Below are 15,186 nucleotides of genomic sequence, written 5' to 3'. Positions count from 1 at the left end.
AGTAGCGCGAACTACAAAGTTCGCGCTACTGCTCGTGCTAACTTACTTAAACGACAATGGCACAATCAGTTTTACGCTCAGGTTGCGGCCCATATTGAACACGCCCTGCCGGCCGGTGGCGTAGTTGAGGGCCGTGTATTTCAGGCGGCTGAGGTGGTTCTGGTACGCCACATCGAACACGTTATTCAAAGCCAGGTACACTGAAAACAGTGTTTTCTCCTTCCTGCTGGTTACATCGGAGCCCAAGCCCAGGTTTACCAGGGTGTAGCCGGGCGTACGGGTTTCGGTATCGAAAGCCGAGAAGATGCGGTTCTGCGCGAAGTTGTGCTCCACGGTGCCACGGGCATACAAATTGTGCAGGCGCGACGTGCCCACCTTGTTGAAATTCACCCGCAGCTCCGACTGCAGCCGGTCGGCGGGGATAAAAGGCAGGTTGCGCTGCCCCTCGGGCTGGTCGAACTGCAGAGCCCGTACCATCGAGAAGCTGTTTTCGAAGTGCAGCCAGTCCAGCGGGTGCGGGTGCAGGTCGAGGCTGATTTCACCGCCCGCCAGCCGCGCGTCGCCCTGCCCGTAGCGAAATACCCGGTCACCGTCCGCCGACACCGAATCCTGGCCGGTAGGCGTGCTCAAAGCCCGCGGAAAAATGTAGTTGCTGATTTGGTTGCGGAACACATCAGCCGACAAACTCACGTGGTCGGATACAAAGCTTAGGCCGCCATCCACCTGCAGGCTGGTTTCGGCGCGCAGGTCCGGCTCCCCGATTTCGTAGCGCACGGTGCCTTCATGAATGCCATTCGAGCCCAGCTCGGCAATATTGGGCGCCCGAAAGCCACGGGCCACGTTGGCTTTCAGCAGCCACTTGTCGCTGAAATTGTAGGTGCCGCCCACGCTGCCGCTCACGTTGCGAAACGTGCTCTGGAAACCGGCAAACTTGGTTTCGCCCTGCCCGGCCGGCACGGGCTGCTCGTCGTCGTTAAGGAATAAGGCATCGGCCGTGATGCGCCGTACGTCGTAGCGCAGGCCGCCGCTCAGATCCAGCTTGCCAAAGCTCTTTTTGATGACACCGAACAGGCCACCATCAAGCAGGCGGTAAGCCGGAATCAGAAATTCCACGCCTTTGTTCTGGTTTTCCTGCTGCATGCCGCTCACGCCCACGGTGGTGTTCCAGCCATTCATTTCGGGCAGAAACCAGCGCAGGGCATAGTCCACGGTGCGCAGCTGGAAAAACAACGACTTCTCGTAGTAGTCGAGCGGGTTGCCGAACTCGCGGCGTAGGTTCTGCTGCCAGCCCACGTTCAATGTAAGGCGGTGCTGGCCCAGAATGAAGTTGTTGTCGGTGCCGATGCGCAGATGATTGATCTGCTGACGCGGCACGGCCAGGCTGAAGGTGCGTAGGTCGGCGTCGTCGGTTAGCACGCCAGCCACGGCGTCGCCGCCCACGTTCACCTGTTTCAAAAATCGGCCCGAGGTAGAATCCCGCTCGCCCTCAATCAGGCCCAGAATCTGGTTGAAGCTGCTGAAAGTGAGGTGGGAGTAGCCCCAGCTTTTGTTAAGGCCCACGTAGCCGCTGCCGTTCAATTCACGGAAACCGGAATTGTACACGCGGCCATCGTAGCGGTTCTGGTAGGCGCCGGCCACTTTGCCCGAGCCCCGAACCTGCCAGTTGAAGCCATTCAGGTTGCCGGCGTTCCAGAGCGAATAGCCCTGCTGGCGGTTGTTGGTTTGGTAGTTAGCCGCCACCGAGCCCAGAATCCGGCCATCCTCCACCGGCTCAGGCGCCAGAAAATTGATTACGCCGGCCAGCCCGTCGGAGCCATATAGCAGTGAGCCGGGCCCCTTGATGATTTCCACCCGGTCGATGCTATACTCGTCGATTTCGATGCCGTGCTCATCGCCCCACTGCTGGCCTTCCTGCTTGGCGCCGTTGTTGAGCGTGATGACGCGGTTGGCCCCCAACCCCCGGATAATAGGCTTGCTGATGGCTGCGCCCGTGGTAATCTGGTTGAGGCCAGGCGTGTGCGCAATGGCGTCCACGGCGTTGGTGGCCGAGGTCTGGCGCAGGCGCGTCTGGTCCACCACGCTGGTCGGGATGGCCGAGCGGCGCATCTCGGTGCTGGCCGAAACCCCCGTCACAATCACCTGCCCGATTTCGGTTTCGGCGGGCGTGAGGGCTACATCCAGGGGCTGACCGCTGCCGGTGTCCACGGTGCGTACCACCGGCGTGTAGCCCACAAAGCGCACCTGTAGCAGAAACCGCCCGCGGGGCAGGTTGGCAAACCGGAAGTTGCCGCTGGCATCCGTGGAGGTGGCTCGTTTGAGGTCGGAAAAATACAGCGTGGCACCAGGCAGCGCCTCACCGGTAGCCGCATCCGTGATACGACCCGTCACAGGCGCGGCGGGAGTTGCGGTGCGGGCCGGGCGGGAGGCCGGCGTTTGCGCCAGCACGCTGCCAACACTCAGCAGCAGGCTGGCAGTGAGAAAAAAACGATACATAGAAAGCAGGAGTAAGCGCAGGCCAATGAACGGCAAATGAGCCCGCAGGATGCGTTGGCCTTAAATAAAAGAAGGCCCCGACCACCGGCCGGAGCTTTCCCGCAATTCTCCACAACCAAACCAGGGAGAAAGAGCGCGAAGCCGGTTGCAGCCAGCTCCGCTATATTTTTGGTGATGAGGTGAGTGGTGATGAGCCAAAAGGAACGTCATGCAGAGCCGCAGCCGAAGCAGCTCGCGTGCGCCTCATCTTCCCCGGGCCCCTTTTCCGTGGAGAGGGGGAGCCAAACGAGTTTTCTTAGATGACAAGGTTTTAGGGATACTACGCTGGCGAGATTCCTCGCTCCGCTCGGAATGACGTTCTTACTTTGTCACCTGTCACCTGTCACCTGTCACCTGTCACCTCCAACCTACCGCACGGCCGTTGGGAAGGTCACTTCCACGTCGGTGTCGCCGGGGGTGGCGGTGCCATTTTTGGTGCCGGGCTGGTGGCGCAGCGTGATTTTGAGCGAGCCGGTGGTGCCGGCAGCGTTGGCCGCGCCTGCCACCGCCTGGGTGGTCAGGCCAATAGGCAGGTTGTTGCGGTCCTTGTCGGTGGCCGTGACGGTGAGGTTGACCCCAGTAGGCGCGAAAACCAGCAGGTGCTCGTCGCTTTCCTCCAGCACTTCAGCCGCAATGTTTGCAGCGGGCGTCTTGGTTTCATCCAGCATAGCCACCGTGCCGGTGTAGGTAGTGCCCGGCGTTAGCACCAGTGTGGCCGGCGAGATGGTAGCGGCCGTGCCACCGTCGCCGTCCAGGTCGCGGTAGGTGATGGAAACCGGCGTGCCGCCGCCCTGCGGCGTGAGCGTGTAGGTCAGGGTTGTGATTTGCTCGTTGTCTTCGTCGGGCGTTGGGTCGTCATCGTCGTTGCTGCAGGCACTGAACAGGGGCGCCGCAATCAGCAGGGCCAGCATAGACTTGGTGATGAGGAGGTTTTTCATGGTGAAAAAAAGGAGAAAGAGGTGAAAAGGAGGAAAGTGTTTTAGCGTTGTAGTCAGCCTCAGGACCGAGGGCCAAATTCGAGCGGAACCCGCACCCGCAGCGTCACGTTGCGGCCCATTTCGTCGGCGAAGTAGCGGTAGCGGTTGAGGTAGTCGCGGTAGCGCTGGTTGAGCAGGTTGGAGCCCGCCACACTCAGCTCCAGTGGCAGGCGGCCCCAGCGCACAGTGCCGCCCAGCTCCAGGTTCAGCAGCCCATAGCCGGCGGGCGGAGCTAGCAGGTCGCGGGCCTCGTAGTTGCGGGGCACGCGGGTCTGGCGCGCCACAGCCACACCGCCCAGCTGCACGTAGCGGCCACTGAGCCGGCTGGTTGAACTGCCCGCGGGCCAAGCGTAGCGCACCGAAGCTTCGGCACGGTCTGCGGGCATCAGAATCTGCCACTCGTTGGCGCGGGTGTCGCGGGTGCGCACCACCGAGCCTTTCAGGTTCAGCAGCACTTGCGGCGTCAGCAGATAGGAGCTGCTCAGGTCCAGGCCCCGGAACGTGGCATCGGTCTGCAGAAACTGCCAGCTGATGTGCGCGCCCCGGATCGTCTGGACCAGCGGTAGCAGCGGCACTTGGTAGATGAAGCCCCGAATGCGGTTCTGGTACACAGTCAGCTCGCTGTTGAAGCGCGGGTTGTGGTGGAGCGTCGCCGTGAAGCCTATGTTGAGGGCCGTTTCGGGTGTGAGCGGGGCGTTGCCGGGCACCAAGTCATTGCCCAGCTCATACATGCCGTTGTGTACTCCGTCGCTGAACCGCTCGTTGGCGGCCGGCGCGCGGCGCGTGAGGCCGGCGTTCAAACTAAGCGTGAGGTGGGCCGAGGCATCATAAGTGGCGCCCAGCGAGGCGGCGGGCGTGGTGTACTGAAAGCGGGTGCGGTCCACGAAAAAGGCGCCCGTGGTGTCCCGGTCGGCGCGGCGCACGGCCAGGTCGCGGCGGTCCAGGCGCAGGCCGGCTTCCAGCAGCCAGCGGTTCTGCTGCCACTTCTCAATCAGAAAGGCACCGCCCGTCAGGTTGGTATAGAATGGGATGAACTGCCGGCTGCCAGCGGCGTAGCGGTTGGCTTGGTACGTGCCTGAAAGCCCCACGCTGCCCGTAAACTGGTGCCAGGGTTGGTGCTCCCACAGCAGCTCGCCGATGCTGGTGCGGTTGGTATAGCTCAGCTCCGGCTTGCCGGCGGCAGCCAGCTGGTCGTTGCGAGGGCGGGCCTTATCGTACTCGTCGCGGAAGTCGGTCTGGTGGCTGAGCGTGAGCTGCAGGCGCCCGGCGCTGCCGGTGCGCACAAAGCCGCTGAGCTTGGCCACGTCGTGGCGCACTTGCTGGTAGGCGCGGTCGATGTCGTAGCGGAAGCTAGTAGTTTCCAGCGGCTGCTCCCGGCCCACAGCCAGCAGCAGGTCGGCCTGGTTGCCGGCGTGGGCGGCCGGCAGAATGCCAATGCGGCTATTGAACCGGCTGTAGAAAGCCTCCACACCGTACCTGTCTTTTTTCCAGCCCACGGCCCCGGAGAAGTTGCCTTCCTCGAAGCCCGAGTTTTTCAGGTAATAGCCCGGGGCCCGCATGGTGCCGGCTTTACGCAGCGTGCCCTGGGCGCGCCAGCTCAGGGCCGGCAGCTGCCGGAAGTTGCCTTCCACGGTGCCTGAGGCGGCGCCCAGGCCGTTGTTGCTCATGCCCACCAGGTTCAGCTCGCCGCCCACACCCGCCGAGTCGCGCAACGGTTTGGGCTCCACCAGCACCACGCCGCCAATGGCATCGGAGCCATAGCGGACGCTGGCCGCGCCTTTCACCACCGTCAGCCGCGAGGCAATAAACGGGTCGATTTCCGGGCCATGCTCCACGCCCCACTGCTGGCCTTCCTGGCGCACCCCGTTGTTGAGCAGCGTCACACGGTTGGAGTGCAGCCCATGAATCATGGGCTTGAAGATGCCCGGCCCGGTCTGGATGGCTGTTACGCCGCTTACGCGCTGCAACGCCTCGCCCAGCGCCTGGCCGCGGGTTTGCTGCAGCGCCTGGCCCGAAAGAGTGGCCGTGGTTTGGGTGGTGGGCGCGGCCAGCCGCTCGCCCCGCACCACCGCTCCGCGCAACAGCACGGCATCGGGGTGCAGCGGCACGTCACGCACCACTGAGGCCGCGATCAGGCGCAACTCCAGCACCTCAGGCGCATAGCCCACAAAGCTGACCTGCACGCGGTAGGCGCCCGGGCACAGCTCCAGGTGATAATGGCCGTCCACATCGGTCTGAGTGGCTTGCTGGCTGCCTAGTACCACAAGGGTAGCGCCGGGCAGCGCCGCCCGCGACTCGTGGTCGGCCACGCGCCCACTGACGGTCAGGGTGCACCCGGGCTGCGCAACGGCCGGCTGCGCCATGCCCCACAGGAGCAGCAGCCACAGCCAGCGCCACGCCGCCCCCGGCGCAGCCGGAACACGGAAAAGCATAGAAAAACAGAAGAAGCCGTGAGCAACTAAACCGGCCGCCGCCGAGCCAGGCCATGAGTAGGCGGGCAGGGAAGAAGGTCTGGATGAACCCAGATGCAGGGCGCTTCGGCAGGCAACGCCGAAGCCGCCAGGGCAGCCATAAACGGGTTTAGCTCAGGCAAGGCGGGCCGCGCAAGTCGGCCGGGCGGCAGAGGGCCGCGCGCCACACCGATACGATGGGCGCGGCAATGCTGCGCTGGTAGGCCCGGAAAACCTCGGGCAGCTGCATCGCCATGGCCGGCTGAAACGGCACATCACAAAAGTGGTCGACGGCGCAGTGCTGGTGCTTGGCACTCAGCAGGGCCTTTCCCTTAAACACGCCCGGCAGCTGGGTAGGCTCCTCGGAAGTGTGTTCGTGCGCGTGCAGATTCAGCACCCACGCCTCCGGCAGCAGCACCCGCGTAAAGCAGAGCAGCAGCAGAATAGCCAGCCGGGAGCGAAAGGTTTGCATTATGCAACAATGTGTCGAACAAAAGCAAATGTACACGGAAATTTTAATTGCACCTGCTCGGCCTAAAAAAAGTGTAATCGAAGTAGGCAGCCAGTTCACGAATTCATAACTGCGTGAAAACGTGCAGGCAACATACCCGCAGGACCTTTGTGGTAGGATTTCCTCTCACTCAATACCCTATGAAAAAGCTAACTGCCCGCCTGATTATCCGCGTTGCCAACGTGCTTCGCCCTGGCCTGAAGCTGCGTACTCCTGCGGCCTCAGAAGCGCTGTTTGTATGAAGATGGCCCCTTTCTATTATCGCCCGGCCCGACTAGGGTATCGTCGGCCGGCCACTGTTTTTCGGGCTGCGCAAGCTAAAATAGAACATGCCTTGGCTATGCCGGTCGAAAATCCGGCGGCTGCTGTTCGGCGTTGGGCGGCGGCAGCCTGAGTTGGCTGCCAGTGCCTGCCGCAAGAGGGAGCGGTGGCTAATTTCAGTGGTTGGTTCGGGCAAGCAGCTGGTCGTCGGTTAGTAGCTTAAGAAAAGACGCAACTGACTGGCCTGCTACTGTGGCGCGCCAAGCGCAGGAAAAGGCCGAGGAACGCTGCCAGGATGACAGCGCCCGGCAGGGTGGAATAGGATTTGAACCGCACCAGCCAACGACACCAGTGCCCCAGGTAGCTGGCAGATCGTCCGGTTTTTACTTGTTCACCTCCATTTTTCACGCGCTATGCAAGAGAAAGGCAGCATCTCGATTCACACCGAGAATATCTTTCCCATCATCAAGAAGTTTCTGTACTCCGACCACGAGATTTTCCTGCGGGAACTGGTCAGCAATGCAGTAGATGCCACGCAGAAACTGAAAAGCCTGGCGCAGCTGGGCGAGTTCAAAGGCGAGTTGGGCGAGCTGAAGGTGCGCGTGACCGTCGATAAGGAAGCGCGCAAAATCACGATTTCCGACCGTGGCCTGGGCATGACGGCCGAGGAAATCAAAAAGTATATCAACCAGATTGCCTTTTCGGGCGCCACCGAGTTTGTGGAGCAATACAAGGAGAAGGATGCCGCCACCAAAGACCAGATCATCGGGCAGTTTGGCTTAGGCTTCTACTCGGCTTTCATGGTGGCCAAAGAGGTGGAAATCTGGTCGAAATCCTATAAAGAGGATACGCTGACGGCCCATTGGACGTGCGACGGTAGCACCGAGTTTACGTTGGAAGAGCCTACCGGCGAGCACGCCAAGGCCGAGCGCGGCACCGACGTGGTACTGCACGTAGCCGAGGATTCCGACGAGTTTCTGGAGGAAGCGCGTCTGAAAGGCATCCTCACCAAGTACTGCAAGTTTCTGCCCATCGAAATTGAGTTTGAGGGCGAAGTAATCAACCAGACGGCCCCCATCTGGACCAAGCAGCCGGCCGAGCTGACCGACGAGGACTACGTGAAGTTCTACCAAGAGCTGTATCCGTTTTCCGAGCCGCCGCTGTTCTGGATTCACCTCAACGTCGATTACCCCTTCAACCTGACTGGCATTCTGTACTTCCCGAAGGTGAAGGACGAGCTGCAGTTTCAGCGCAACAAAATCCAGCTGTACTCGCGCCAGGTGTTCATCACCGATGAGGTGAAGGACGTTGTGCCTGAGTTTCTGATGCTGCTGCACGGCGTTATCGACTCGCCCGACATTCCGCTGAACGTGTCGCGCAGCTTCCTGCAGGCCGATGCTGCAGTGCGCAAAATCAACACCTACATCACCAAGAAGGTCGCCGACAAGCTAAGCAGCCTGTTCAAGCAGGACCGTGCTGGCTACGAGGCCAAGTGGTCGGATATCGGCCTGTTCGTGAAGTACGGCATGCTGTCCGACGAAAAGTTCTACGACAAAGCCAAGGATTTTGCGCTGGTGCAGAACGTGGCCGGCAAGCTGTTCACGCTGCCCGAGTACCAGGAGTTCGTGCAGGCCAACCAGAAAGACAAGAACGAGCAAACGGTAGTACTCTACACCACCGACGCCGAGGCGCAGCACGGCTTCGTGCAGGTTGCCACGGAGCGCGGCTACGATGTGCTGGAACTCAACGGCCCGCTCGATTCGCACTTCATTGGGCAGCTGGAGCAGAAGCTGGAGAAAACCACCTTCAAGCGCGTCGACGCCGATACCGTCGGCAAGCTGATTGAGAAAGAGGAAACCACTGAAAGCGTCCTCAGCGACGACGACAAAACCAAGCTGCAGGACCTGTTCAAGACGGCCATCAGCAACGAGCAGATGCACGTGCAGGTGGAAGCGTTGTCGCCACAGGATGCGCCGGTAATTATTACGGTGCCTGAGTTTATGCGCCGCATGAAGGACATGCAGCGTGCTGGTGGTGGCGGAGGTATGCAGATGTTCGGCTCGCTGCCTGACAGCTATACCGTAAGCGTGAATGCCAACCACCCGGTAGCGCAGCGTGTATTGCGTGCAGAAAGTGAAGCAGGCCAGAAACTGGCTCGCCAGGCATTTGATCTGGCGTTGCTCGCTCAGAATATGCTGAAAGGCGAAGCGCTGACTGCGTTTGTGAAGCGTAGCGCGGAATTGCTCGGAGCGGAGTAGTTTTAAAAAGTATCAGTAGTTTAAAACAGTATAAAAACACCGGCCGCCATAGGTAGCCGGTGTTTTTAGTTTAACTGCAAGGAGCAAACCTAACCTCTACTGTACAAACTCGATTTGGCAGGTGGCAGAATTAGGGCACCAAATCCCTTTATCTTTACGTTTGATGCTGCAAAAACTGCCTGTATTTACGCCAATGCGCTTTCTCCGTCTACATATTCTGCTACTGCTGCTGACTGCTATTAGCACGTTGGAAGCTTGTTCCAGGAAGACTGTATCCTTCAATAGCCGCCCTGACGCTGGTGGCACAGTGGCAGGGGTCGACACGCTTACTACCTCCCGCGACACTACTAATGCGCCTTCGCTTGAAGCCAAAAAGCTGGGCCTGACCAAGGAGCAGCAAAAGGCTGATAAGGACAAAGAAAAGCTAGCCCAGCGCCAAGGCAAAAAGAAAAAGAAGAACATCTTCCTTGGGGAGCGAATCAAGAAGGGCTTTACCAAGTCGGGCCCGAAGGGCAAAAACCAGGTGCTGGAAGTGTTTTACTATCTCAAGGCGTTTCAGCAGCCCAGCTCCTACGCCATTTCGGTGTACTACTTCAACCCACGCAAACGGAAGATTTTCAAGGCTAACAGCGAACTAGACCCGGCCACCGATAAGGTACTGCACGGCCCATACAAGAAGTTTCAGGGCGGCAAACTGGTGGAAACCGGCTTCTTTGCTATGGGCACCAAACACCTCCGCTGGGAAAAGCTTACCAAAGACAATGTGCTGGTAAACAAGCAGCACTACGAAATGGGCTTCCCCCGCGACGCCAACGTGACCTATTACGATGCCGGCAACAAGCTCCTGAAAGAGGTGGTGCCCTACGTGAACGGCAAGCTCGAAGGTGACTATGTGAAGTTCACGGAAAACGGCAAGCGCGAGTGGGAAGGGCAGTTTGAGAATGGTAAGAAAGTAGGGGAGTGGACCAAGTACTGGGGGTTCCGCAACACTAAAGACCGCCGGCACTACGTCTACACCTACGGCGAATCTGGCTTCGACCCGGAAGTAACCGAGCCGATTCTCGTGAAGGAGTACAACCGCAACGGGGTGATGGTGTATGAGAAAGACAAGTTCGACAAGCGCGACGCGGTGACGGACCGCCCAGGGAGCCGCAAGTAGAATCCCTTAGTAAAAGGCGTCTTCGAAGTGTTCAATCCGGAAGCCACCCGCTGTAGGCGTGACGGCCAGAATATCAAACCGAATGTCGCCGGTCCAGTCCAGAACTACTTGCAGTTGCTCGGCGGCCAGCCGAAATAGTTGCTTTTTTCGTTCCGATACAAAGGTTTCGGGGTAGCCATATTGGCTGGAGGACCTGGCTTTCACCTCCACAAACACGAGCAGATGAGGGTGGTGCCGGGCCACAAGGTCTACTTCGGCGCGCCCGTGCCTGTAGCCACGGTAAAGCACTTCCAAACCTTGCTGCATCAGATAATCAGCGGCAGCTTGCTCGCCGGCATGTCCTAGGTCGTGGGCGGCAGTTGCCATGGTTGGGTTATAAGTACAACACTTCGGTTGCCGGTCGGCAAATTGAGTTTGGTTTCGAATCTAGTAACTTTGGGTGTTTTCCGGGAAGGGTTTTTACCGTTCCGGACTCATTTCAACTTCCCGCCTGCCCAGTGGGTAGGTTGTTTGTTGCCAAGTGCCCAATGCTATGCCCGAAAATTCTCTTCATGTGGTGCCCGCCGATGCGGTTTCGGCCGCTCTAGCTAGCCGGCTAATTCGGGTAGAGCAGTTGGGCCTGATCGGATATGAGGCAGCCTGGGCATACCAAGAGCAGTTGCTGGCGCACACGCTGAGCGTGAAAACGTATAACCGGCAAGCCACAGAGGCTGGCCATGCACCGCAGTCTACAGCTAATTATCTGCTACTGTGTGAGCATCCGCCAGTGTACACGCTGGGCAAAAGTGGCAAGCCTGAGCACTTGTTGCTTGACGAAGCTGGCCTGGCAACCCACGGCGCTACGTTCCATCGTATCAACCGCGGCGGCGACATTACTTACCACGGCCCCGGCCAACTGGTCGGCTACCCCATCTTCGACCTCGACAACTTCTTCACCGACATCCACCGTTACCTCCGGCTGTTGGAAGAAGCCGTTATTCTGACGCTGGCCGATTATGGGTTACAAGCAGGCCGCATTGCCGGCCTTACCGGCGTATGGTTCGATTTCGAGGAAGGAGCCGCCAATCCGCGCAAAATATGTGCAATGGGCGTGAAGTGCAGCCGCTGGGTCACCATGCATGGCTTTGCTCTTAATGTCAACACAGACTTGTCGTATTTCGGCCACATAGTACCCTGTGGCATCACCGATAAAGCTGTGACTTCCATGGCCCAGGAGTTAGGGCGGCAGGTTCCGCTGGCCGAAGTGGAAACCCGTTTGCTACCACACCTGGCGCGTTTGTTTGAGGCCGAATGGCTGCTGGCCGCCGGACGTCCGGTGCTGTCGGTACCCACATTTGAAGTATCCGCATGAAAGAAGATATCAAATTCGATCCGGTAGAGGGTGTAACTGTGGCAGTAGTGCCCGATGAGGCTGCTGCCACAGAAGAAGGCAAGCCCGGCTGGCTGGTGTACTTGGTCAACGACAACGACTATGCCTTGCAGAACGTCATCGTCAACTCGCACGGCTACGGCATCCAGCCCGACGGGGAAGCCGTAAAGACTTCCACCCTTCGTCATGTCTTTGCTGAAGTAGCCCCGCTCTCAGCAGTGCCAATCGAGCCAATTGATCCGGCACTTTTTCATCTCAACAATCAGTACTGGGTGAGCTACTACCAGGGCGCGCAAGTGTTCGACAAGAAATTCATTTTCGTTCCTGATTCTATCGTTCCCGCCAACCTGACTCCTATTGCGTTGCTTGGCCGCGACGGTATTCTGCATGTGTAGATACTTTCCGCAGTTTTCAGTGTTCGGCCTCACCGCTCCTTTTCAAGCTGCCTGCTTATGACCCCCCTCGGAATACAATTAAGCTTGTCCTTTCTTTGGGCGTTTCTGGTGGCTCTGTTCGCCGTACCGTCCATTATCTACATCGCGCATCTGAAAAATATGCTCGATACGCCCAACGTGCGTACTGTGCACGAATCATTGACGCCGCGGCTGGGTGGAGTAGCTGTGTTTGCCGGCTTCATGTCGGCCCTTACCATTTTCGCTGATTTGGGCAATGGTATTCAGCAGTTGCTGGCGGGCTGCATCGTGCTGTTTTTCGTAGGCCTGAAAGACGACCTAGTCTCGATTTCCGTTTCCAAAAAGTTTGTGGGACAGTTGCTGGCCACTGGCATTGTCATGATCATGGCCGATGTCCGCCTGACCAGTTTCCAGGGAATTCTGGGCATTCAGGAGTTGCCGGTTGGTATCAGCTATGCCTTCACGTTCCTGGCTATTGTGGGCATCACCAATGCCATCAACCTCATCGACGGCCTTGATGGCTTGGCTGGCACTATTGTTCTGACCATCGTTAGTACCCTAGGCTACTACTTTGTGCGCTATGGCGGCCCCAGCTTCAGCAACTACGTTTTCGTATCCGTATGTCTGATGGGTGGCATTATCGGGTTTCTGCGCTACAACTTCCACCGGGCCAGTATCTTCATGGGCGACACTGGTTCTCTGGTGTGCGGGTTCATCGTTTCGGTACTTACAATCCAGTTCATCGAAATGGGCCTGAAAGTAGGTCAGCCTTTTAACTCTTCGGCTCCTTCAGTGGCAGCCGGCATCCTGTTTGTACCACTATTCGATACGCTGCGGGTGTTTATTGTGCGTATGATGGCTGGCCGCTCGCCTTTTTCGCCGGATAAAAATCACGTACACCACCGTATCCTGGCCATGGGCTTTCAGCAAATCAGCACAGTGCTGCTGCTGGCTCTTCTCAACATAATTGTAATTCTGTTCGTCATTAACTTCGCCTACCTCGGCAATACGATTCTCATCGGCTGCCTGGTTGGTTTCTCTGTTGTGTTGAGTGTATTTCTGGGAGTATATCGCAGCCGTAGCGCTGAGCAACGAGTAGCTTCCTGAAGCGGCCTGATTTATTTATGAGTCGTTGGCGACGCAGCGTATGGCTATCAGCACCGCAACTCCTGCTGTGCTTACTGTGCCTGCTTGCTGGCCGTAGCGGTGCAGCAGCAGAGTACCGGCCGCTTCCGCCTGCCCTGCGCAGTGGACTTTCCCCCGATTGGCTTATCCATGATGAAGCTCGCAATCGGCTGGTACTCTACTTGCCTGATTATCATAGCCCGGCGCACGCCTATTATCAATGGCTGCCGTTACGGCCACAGCGTCCGTTCATAATATCTTTTACTGCCCGTAGCGGCCAGAGCCTTTTCCTGGATAACCGCTTGGTATTCACGGCACCGGCGGCGGCGGCCTACACAATCGACCTGGCGCGGCTGTTGCCACCTGGTTCCGCACCTGGGCCACACCTGCTCTGCGTGTGGCATCCACAGATGGTGCCCAACCTGAGTTCCTTCGTAGAGGTTCGTACTGCTGCCACTACCGCTCAGGCAGGGCCTACCAAAAGTCCGGTGGCCCCGCTCTTGGCGCAGCCATTAGCTCGTAGTCATCCGGGTGAAAATGTCTTTCTACTGTTTCTGCTCCTGATTGGGCTTCTATACGGAAGCATTCGGGCTGCATACCAACCAGGCTTTGCACGCATTTATCAGATCGATAATGTGTGGAGTAAGTCTGCAACTCAACAGGAATTTCTGGTAAAGCCCACCGTGACCTGGCTCAATATTTTGCTGGTTGTGGTCTTCTCGCTCTCCTTTGCGCTGCTACTGGTTGCTATTCATACCAATGTGCAGAACATTGCCATGCTGCAGCGGCTGTTTGATGTGCCCGAGTCTGCCCTGATATCTCGAATACTGCTCTACACGGCTATTATAGCCGCTTTTGTGATGGGCAAGTACCTGTTTCTCGAACTAATGGGGTACATCTTTGATGTTGGCGAGCTGGTAGCCGTCCAGTACCGGGAGTTTATTCGTACGCTACTGTTCTTAGGGCTGTGTCTGCCCCTAGTAATGCTCCTCTACCTGGGCCTGAATCAGACGCTGCCGGCCGCCGTATTGTGGGTGTCCAACGGTGTGGTTTCCTTGCTGTTGGTAGGCACTGTAGTGCGCGTGGCCCGCACTATTCATCGTAAAGCCTCCCTACTGAATCTACATTTGTTTTCGTACCTTTGCGCCACAGAAGTGATTCCGCTGGTCATTCTGCTTAAGTTGATTGTTTTCACCTACTAAGTCGTTGGCGTTTACCACTTCGGCTGTCATCATCTCTTTATTGCCCTAGACTTACCCTTTTCTTTACAATATGGCCGAGAGCAAAGACAAACCGGGTACGGGCCGTCATGCTAACCGAATCAGTAGCATTCTTGTAACCCAGCCTAAGCCCACTAATGATGTATCGCCATACTTCTCTATTGCTGAGAAGTACGGTATCAAAGTGGATTTTCGCGAATTTATTGATGTTCAGCCGGTATCATACAAGGATTTTCGTAAGGAAAAGGTAAATATCTTGGAGCACACGGCCGTGATATTCACTAGCCGCAACGCTGTTGACCACTTCTTCCGGATCTGCCAGGAAGCCAAGCTGGAGATGCCTGCAGAAATGAAGTATTTCTGCATTTCGGAACAGACGGCCAACTATCTGCAGAAATATATCGTGCTACGCAAGCGCAAGCTATTCGTAGGCCAGCGTACAGCTGCTGATCTTTTCGAGGTTATTAAAAAGCATAAGACAGAGAAATTTCTGTATCCGTGCTCGGACATCCGTAAAGACGATATTCCGGAGTTTATGCGTGCCAACGGCTTCAAGTTCACTGAAGCTGTCATCTATCGCACGGTAGCCAGCGACCTGTCAGACCTGTCGGACGTTAAGTACGACTGTATTGCGTTTTTCAGCCCTTCCGGTATCAGCTCGCTGTTTATCAACTTCCCTGATTTCCAGCAGAATGGCACGCGTATCGCGGCTTTCGGCCCTACTACTGCTAAAGCGGTAATAGATGCTGGTTTAGACCTCGATATCGAAGCCCCCCACCCCAATGCGCCATCTATGACTGGGGCTATCGAAGCCTACATTCGTCATCATCACAGTCCGGACGTAGGTAAGGAGAAAAACAAGTCCGGCAAGCAAAACGCCTAGCAAAAAACAAGAGAGGAAGCGGTTAATT

The 15,186-nt window shown here is 57.7% G+C and carries 12 protein-coding genes; 7 read left to right on the top strand and 5 right to left on the bottom strand.

What is annotated here, in order from left to right; all coding sequences use genetic code 11:
- Positions 1-42 precede the first annotated feature (42 nt).
- The 4 genes from H8B14_RS16810 to H8B14_RS16795 all read right to left on the bottom strand — a co-directional run bounded on the left by H8B14_RS16810 (position 43) and on the right by H8B14_RS16795 (position 6,431).
- Positions 43-2,493: a TonB-dependent receptor gene (locus H8B14_RS16810; protein WP_187316812.1), complete on the bottom strand. Its 2,451-nt coding sequence runs from the start codon at positions 2,491-2,493 to the stop codon at positions 43-45.
- Positions 2,494-2,900: 407 nt separating this feature from the next.
- Positions 2,901-3,470, bottom strand: a complete 570-nt coding sequence (locus H8B14_RS16805) for a hypothetical protein (RefSeq protein ID WP_187316811.1) — start codon at positions 3,468-3,470, stop codon at positions 2,901-2,903.
- Positions 3,471-3,529: 59 nt separating this feature from the next.
- Positions 3,530-5,941 carry a TonB-dependent receptor gene (locus H8B14_RS16800; RefSeq protein WP_187316810.1) on the bottom strand — a complete coding sequence of 804 codons (2,412 nt, stop codon included), beginning with the start codon at positions 5,939-5,941 and terminating at the stop codon, positions 3,530-3,532.
- A gap of 148 nt (positions 5,942-6,089) precedes the next feature.
- A complete protein-coding gene (locus H8B14_RS16795; RefSeq protein WP_187316809.1) occupies positions 6,090-6,431 on the bottom strand; it encodes a hypothetical protein in 342 nt (113 codons plus the stop codon).
- 713 nt (positions 6,432-7,144) lie between these two features.
- Here H8B14_RS16795 and htpG point away from each other — a divergent pair.
- Both htpG and H8B14_RS16785 read left to right on the top strand, forming a co-directional pair.
- The gene (gene htpG / locus H8B14_RS16790; RefSeq protein WP_187316808.1) at positions 7,145-8,989 is read left to right on the top strand and encodes a molecular chaperone HtpG; all 1,845 of its coding nucleotides are present in this window, start codon (positions 7,145-7,147) and stop codon (positions 8,987-8,989) included.
- Positions 8,990-9,182: 193 nt separating this feature from the next.
- Entirely contained in the window at positions 9,183-10,148 is a 966-nt protein-coding gene (locus tag H8B14_RS16785; RefSeq protein ID WP_187316807.1) for a toxin-antitoxin system YwqK family antitoxin, read from the top strand.
- 6 nt (positions 10,149-10,154) lie between these two features.
- Here H8B14_RS16785 and H8B14_RS16780 read toward each other — a convergent pair whose 3' ends face one another.
- Entirely contained in the window at positions 10,155-10,514 is a 360-nt protein-coding gene (locus tag H8B14_RS16780; protein ID WP_187316806.1) for a YraN family protein, read from the bottom strand.
- A gap of 166 nt (positions 10,515-10,680) precedes the next feature.
- On the opposite strand from H8B14_RS16780, the gene lipB reads away from it, so the two are divergent.
- From lipB to H8B14_RS16755, 5 genes are all read left to right on the top strand, one after another.
- Positions 10,681-11,499, top strand: a complete 819-nt coding sequence (lipB, locus tag H8B14_RS16775) for a lipoyl(octanoyl) transferase LipB (RefSeq protein WP_187316805.1) — start codon at positions 10,681-10,683, stop codon at positions 11,497-11,499.
- Positions 11,496-11,912: a hypothetical protein gene (locus H8B14_RS16770; RefSeq protein WP_187316804.1), complete on the top strand. Its 417-nt coding sequence runs from the start codon at positions 11,496-11,498 to the stop codon at positions 11,910-11,912. The genes lipB and H8B14_RS16770 overlap by 4 nt, the downstream gene beginning before the upstream one ends.
- A 108-nt stretch (positions 11,913-12,020) precedes the next feature.
- Complete coding sequence (locus H8B14_RS16765; protein ID WP_315984847.1) at positions 12,021-13,037, top strand: MraY family glycosyltransferase; 1,017 nt, start codon at positions 12,021-12,023, stop codon at positions 13,035-13,037.
- A gap of 17 nt (positions 13,038-13,054) precedes the next feature.
- Positions 13,055-14,257, top strand: a complete 1,203-nt coding sequence (locus H8B14_RS16760) for a DUF4271 domain-containing protein (protein ID WP_315984846.1) — start codon at positions 13,055-13,057, stop codon at positions 14,255-14,257.
- A gap of 70 nt (positions 14,258-14,327) precedes the next feature.
- A complete protein-coding gene (locus H8B14_RS16755) occupies positions 14,328-15,158 on the top strand; it encodes a uroporphyrinogen-III synthase (RefSeq protein ID WP_187316802.1) in 831 nt (276 codons plus the stop codon).
- The last annotated feature ends 28 nt before the right edge of the window (positions 15,159-15,186 follow it).

Source organism: Hymenobacter puniceus (assembly GCF_014333525.1).
Lineage (GTDB): Bacteria > Bacteroidota > Bacteroidia > Cytophagales > Hymenobacteraceae > Hymenobacter.
This window is presented reverse-complemented; position numbering and strand designations above follow the sequence as displayed.

Bases quoted from the DNA above. Each gene is read 5' to 3' on its own strand.
- H8B14_RS16810 (WP_187316812.1), bottom strand. From the start codon at position 2,493: ATGTATCGTTTTTTTCTCACTGCCAGCCTGCTGCTGAGTGTTGGCAGC.
- H8B14_RS16805 (WP_187316811.1), bottom strand. From the start codon at position 3,470: ATGAAAAACCTCCTCATCACCAAGTCTATGCTGGCCCTGCTGATTGCG.
- H8B14_RS16800 (WP_187316810.1), bottom strand. From the start codon at position 5,941: ATGCTTTTCCGTGTTCCGGCTGCGCCGGGGGCGGCGTGGCGCTGGCTG.
- H8B14_RS16795 (WP_187316809.1), bottom strand. From the start codon at position 6,431: ATGCAAACCTTTCGCTCCCGGCTGGCTATTCTGCTGCTGCTCTGCTTT.
- htpG (WP_187316808.1), top strand. From the start codon at position 7,145: ATGCAAGAGAAAGGCAGCATCTCGATTCACACCGAGAATATCTTTCCC.
- H8B14_RS16785 (WP_187316807.1), top strand. From the start codon at position 9,183: ATGCGCTTTCTCCGTCTACATATTCTGCTACTGCTGCTGACTGCTATT.
- H8B14_RS16780 (WP_187316806.1), bottom strand. From the start codon at position 10,514: ATGGCAACTGCCGCCCACGACCTAGGACATGCCGGCGAGCAAGCTGCC.
- lipB (WP_187316805.1), top strand. From the start codon at position 10,681: ATGCCCGAAAATTCTCTTCATGTGGTGCCCGCCGATGCGGTTTCGGCC.
- H8B14_RS16770 (WP_187316804.1), top strand. From the start codon at position 11,496: ATGAAAGAAGATATCAAATTCGATCCGGTAGAGGGTGTAACTGTGGCA.
- H8B14_RS16760 (WP_315984846.1), top strand. From the start codon at position 13,055: ATGAGTCGTTGGCGACGCAGCGTATGGCTATCAGCACCGCAACTCCTG.
- H8B14_RS16755 (WP_187316802.1), top strand. From the start codon at position 14,328: ATGGCCGAGAGCAAAGACAAACCGGGTACGGGCCGTCATGCTAACCGA.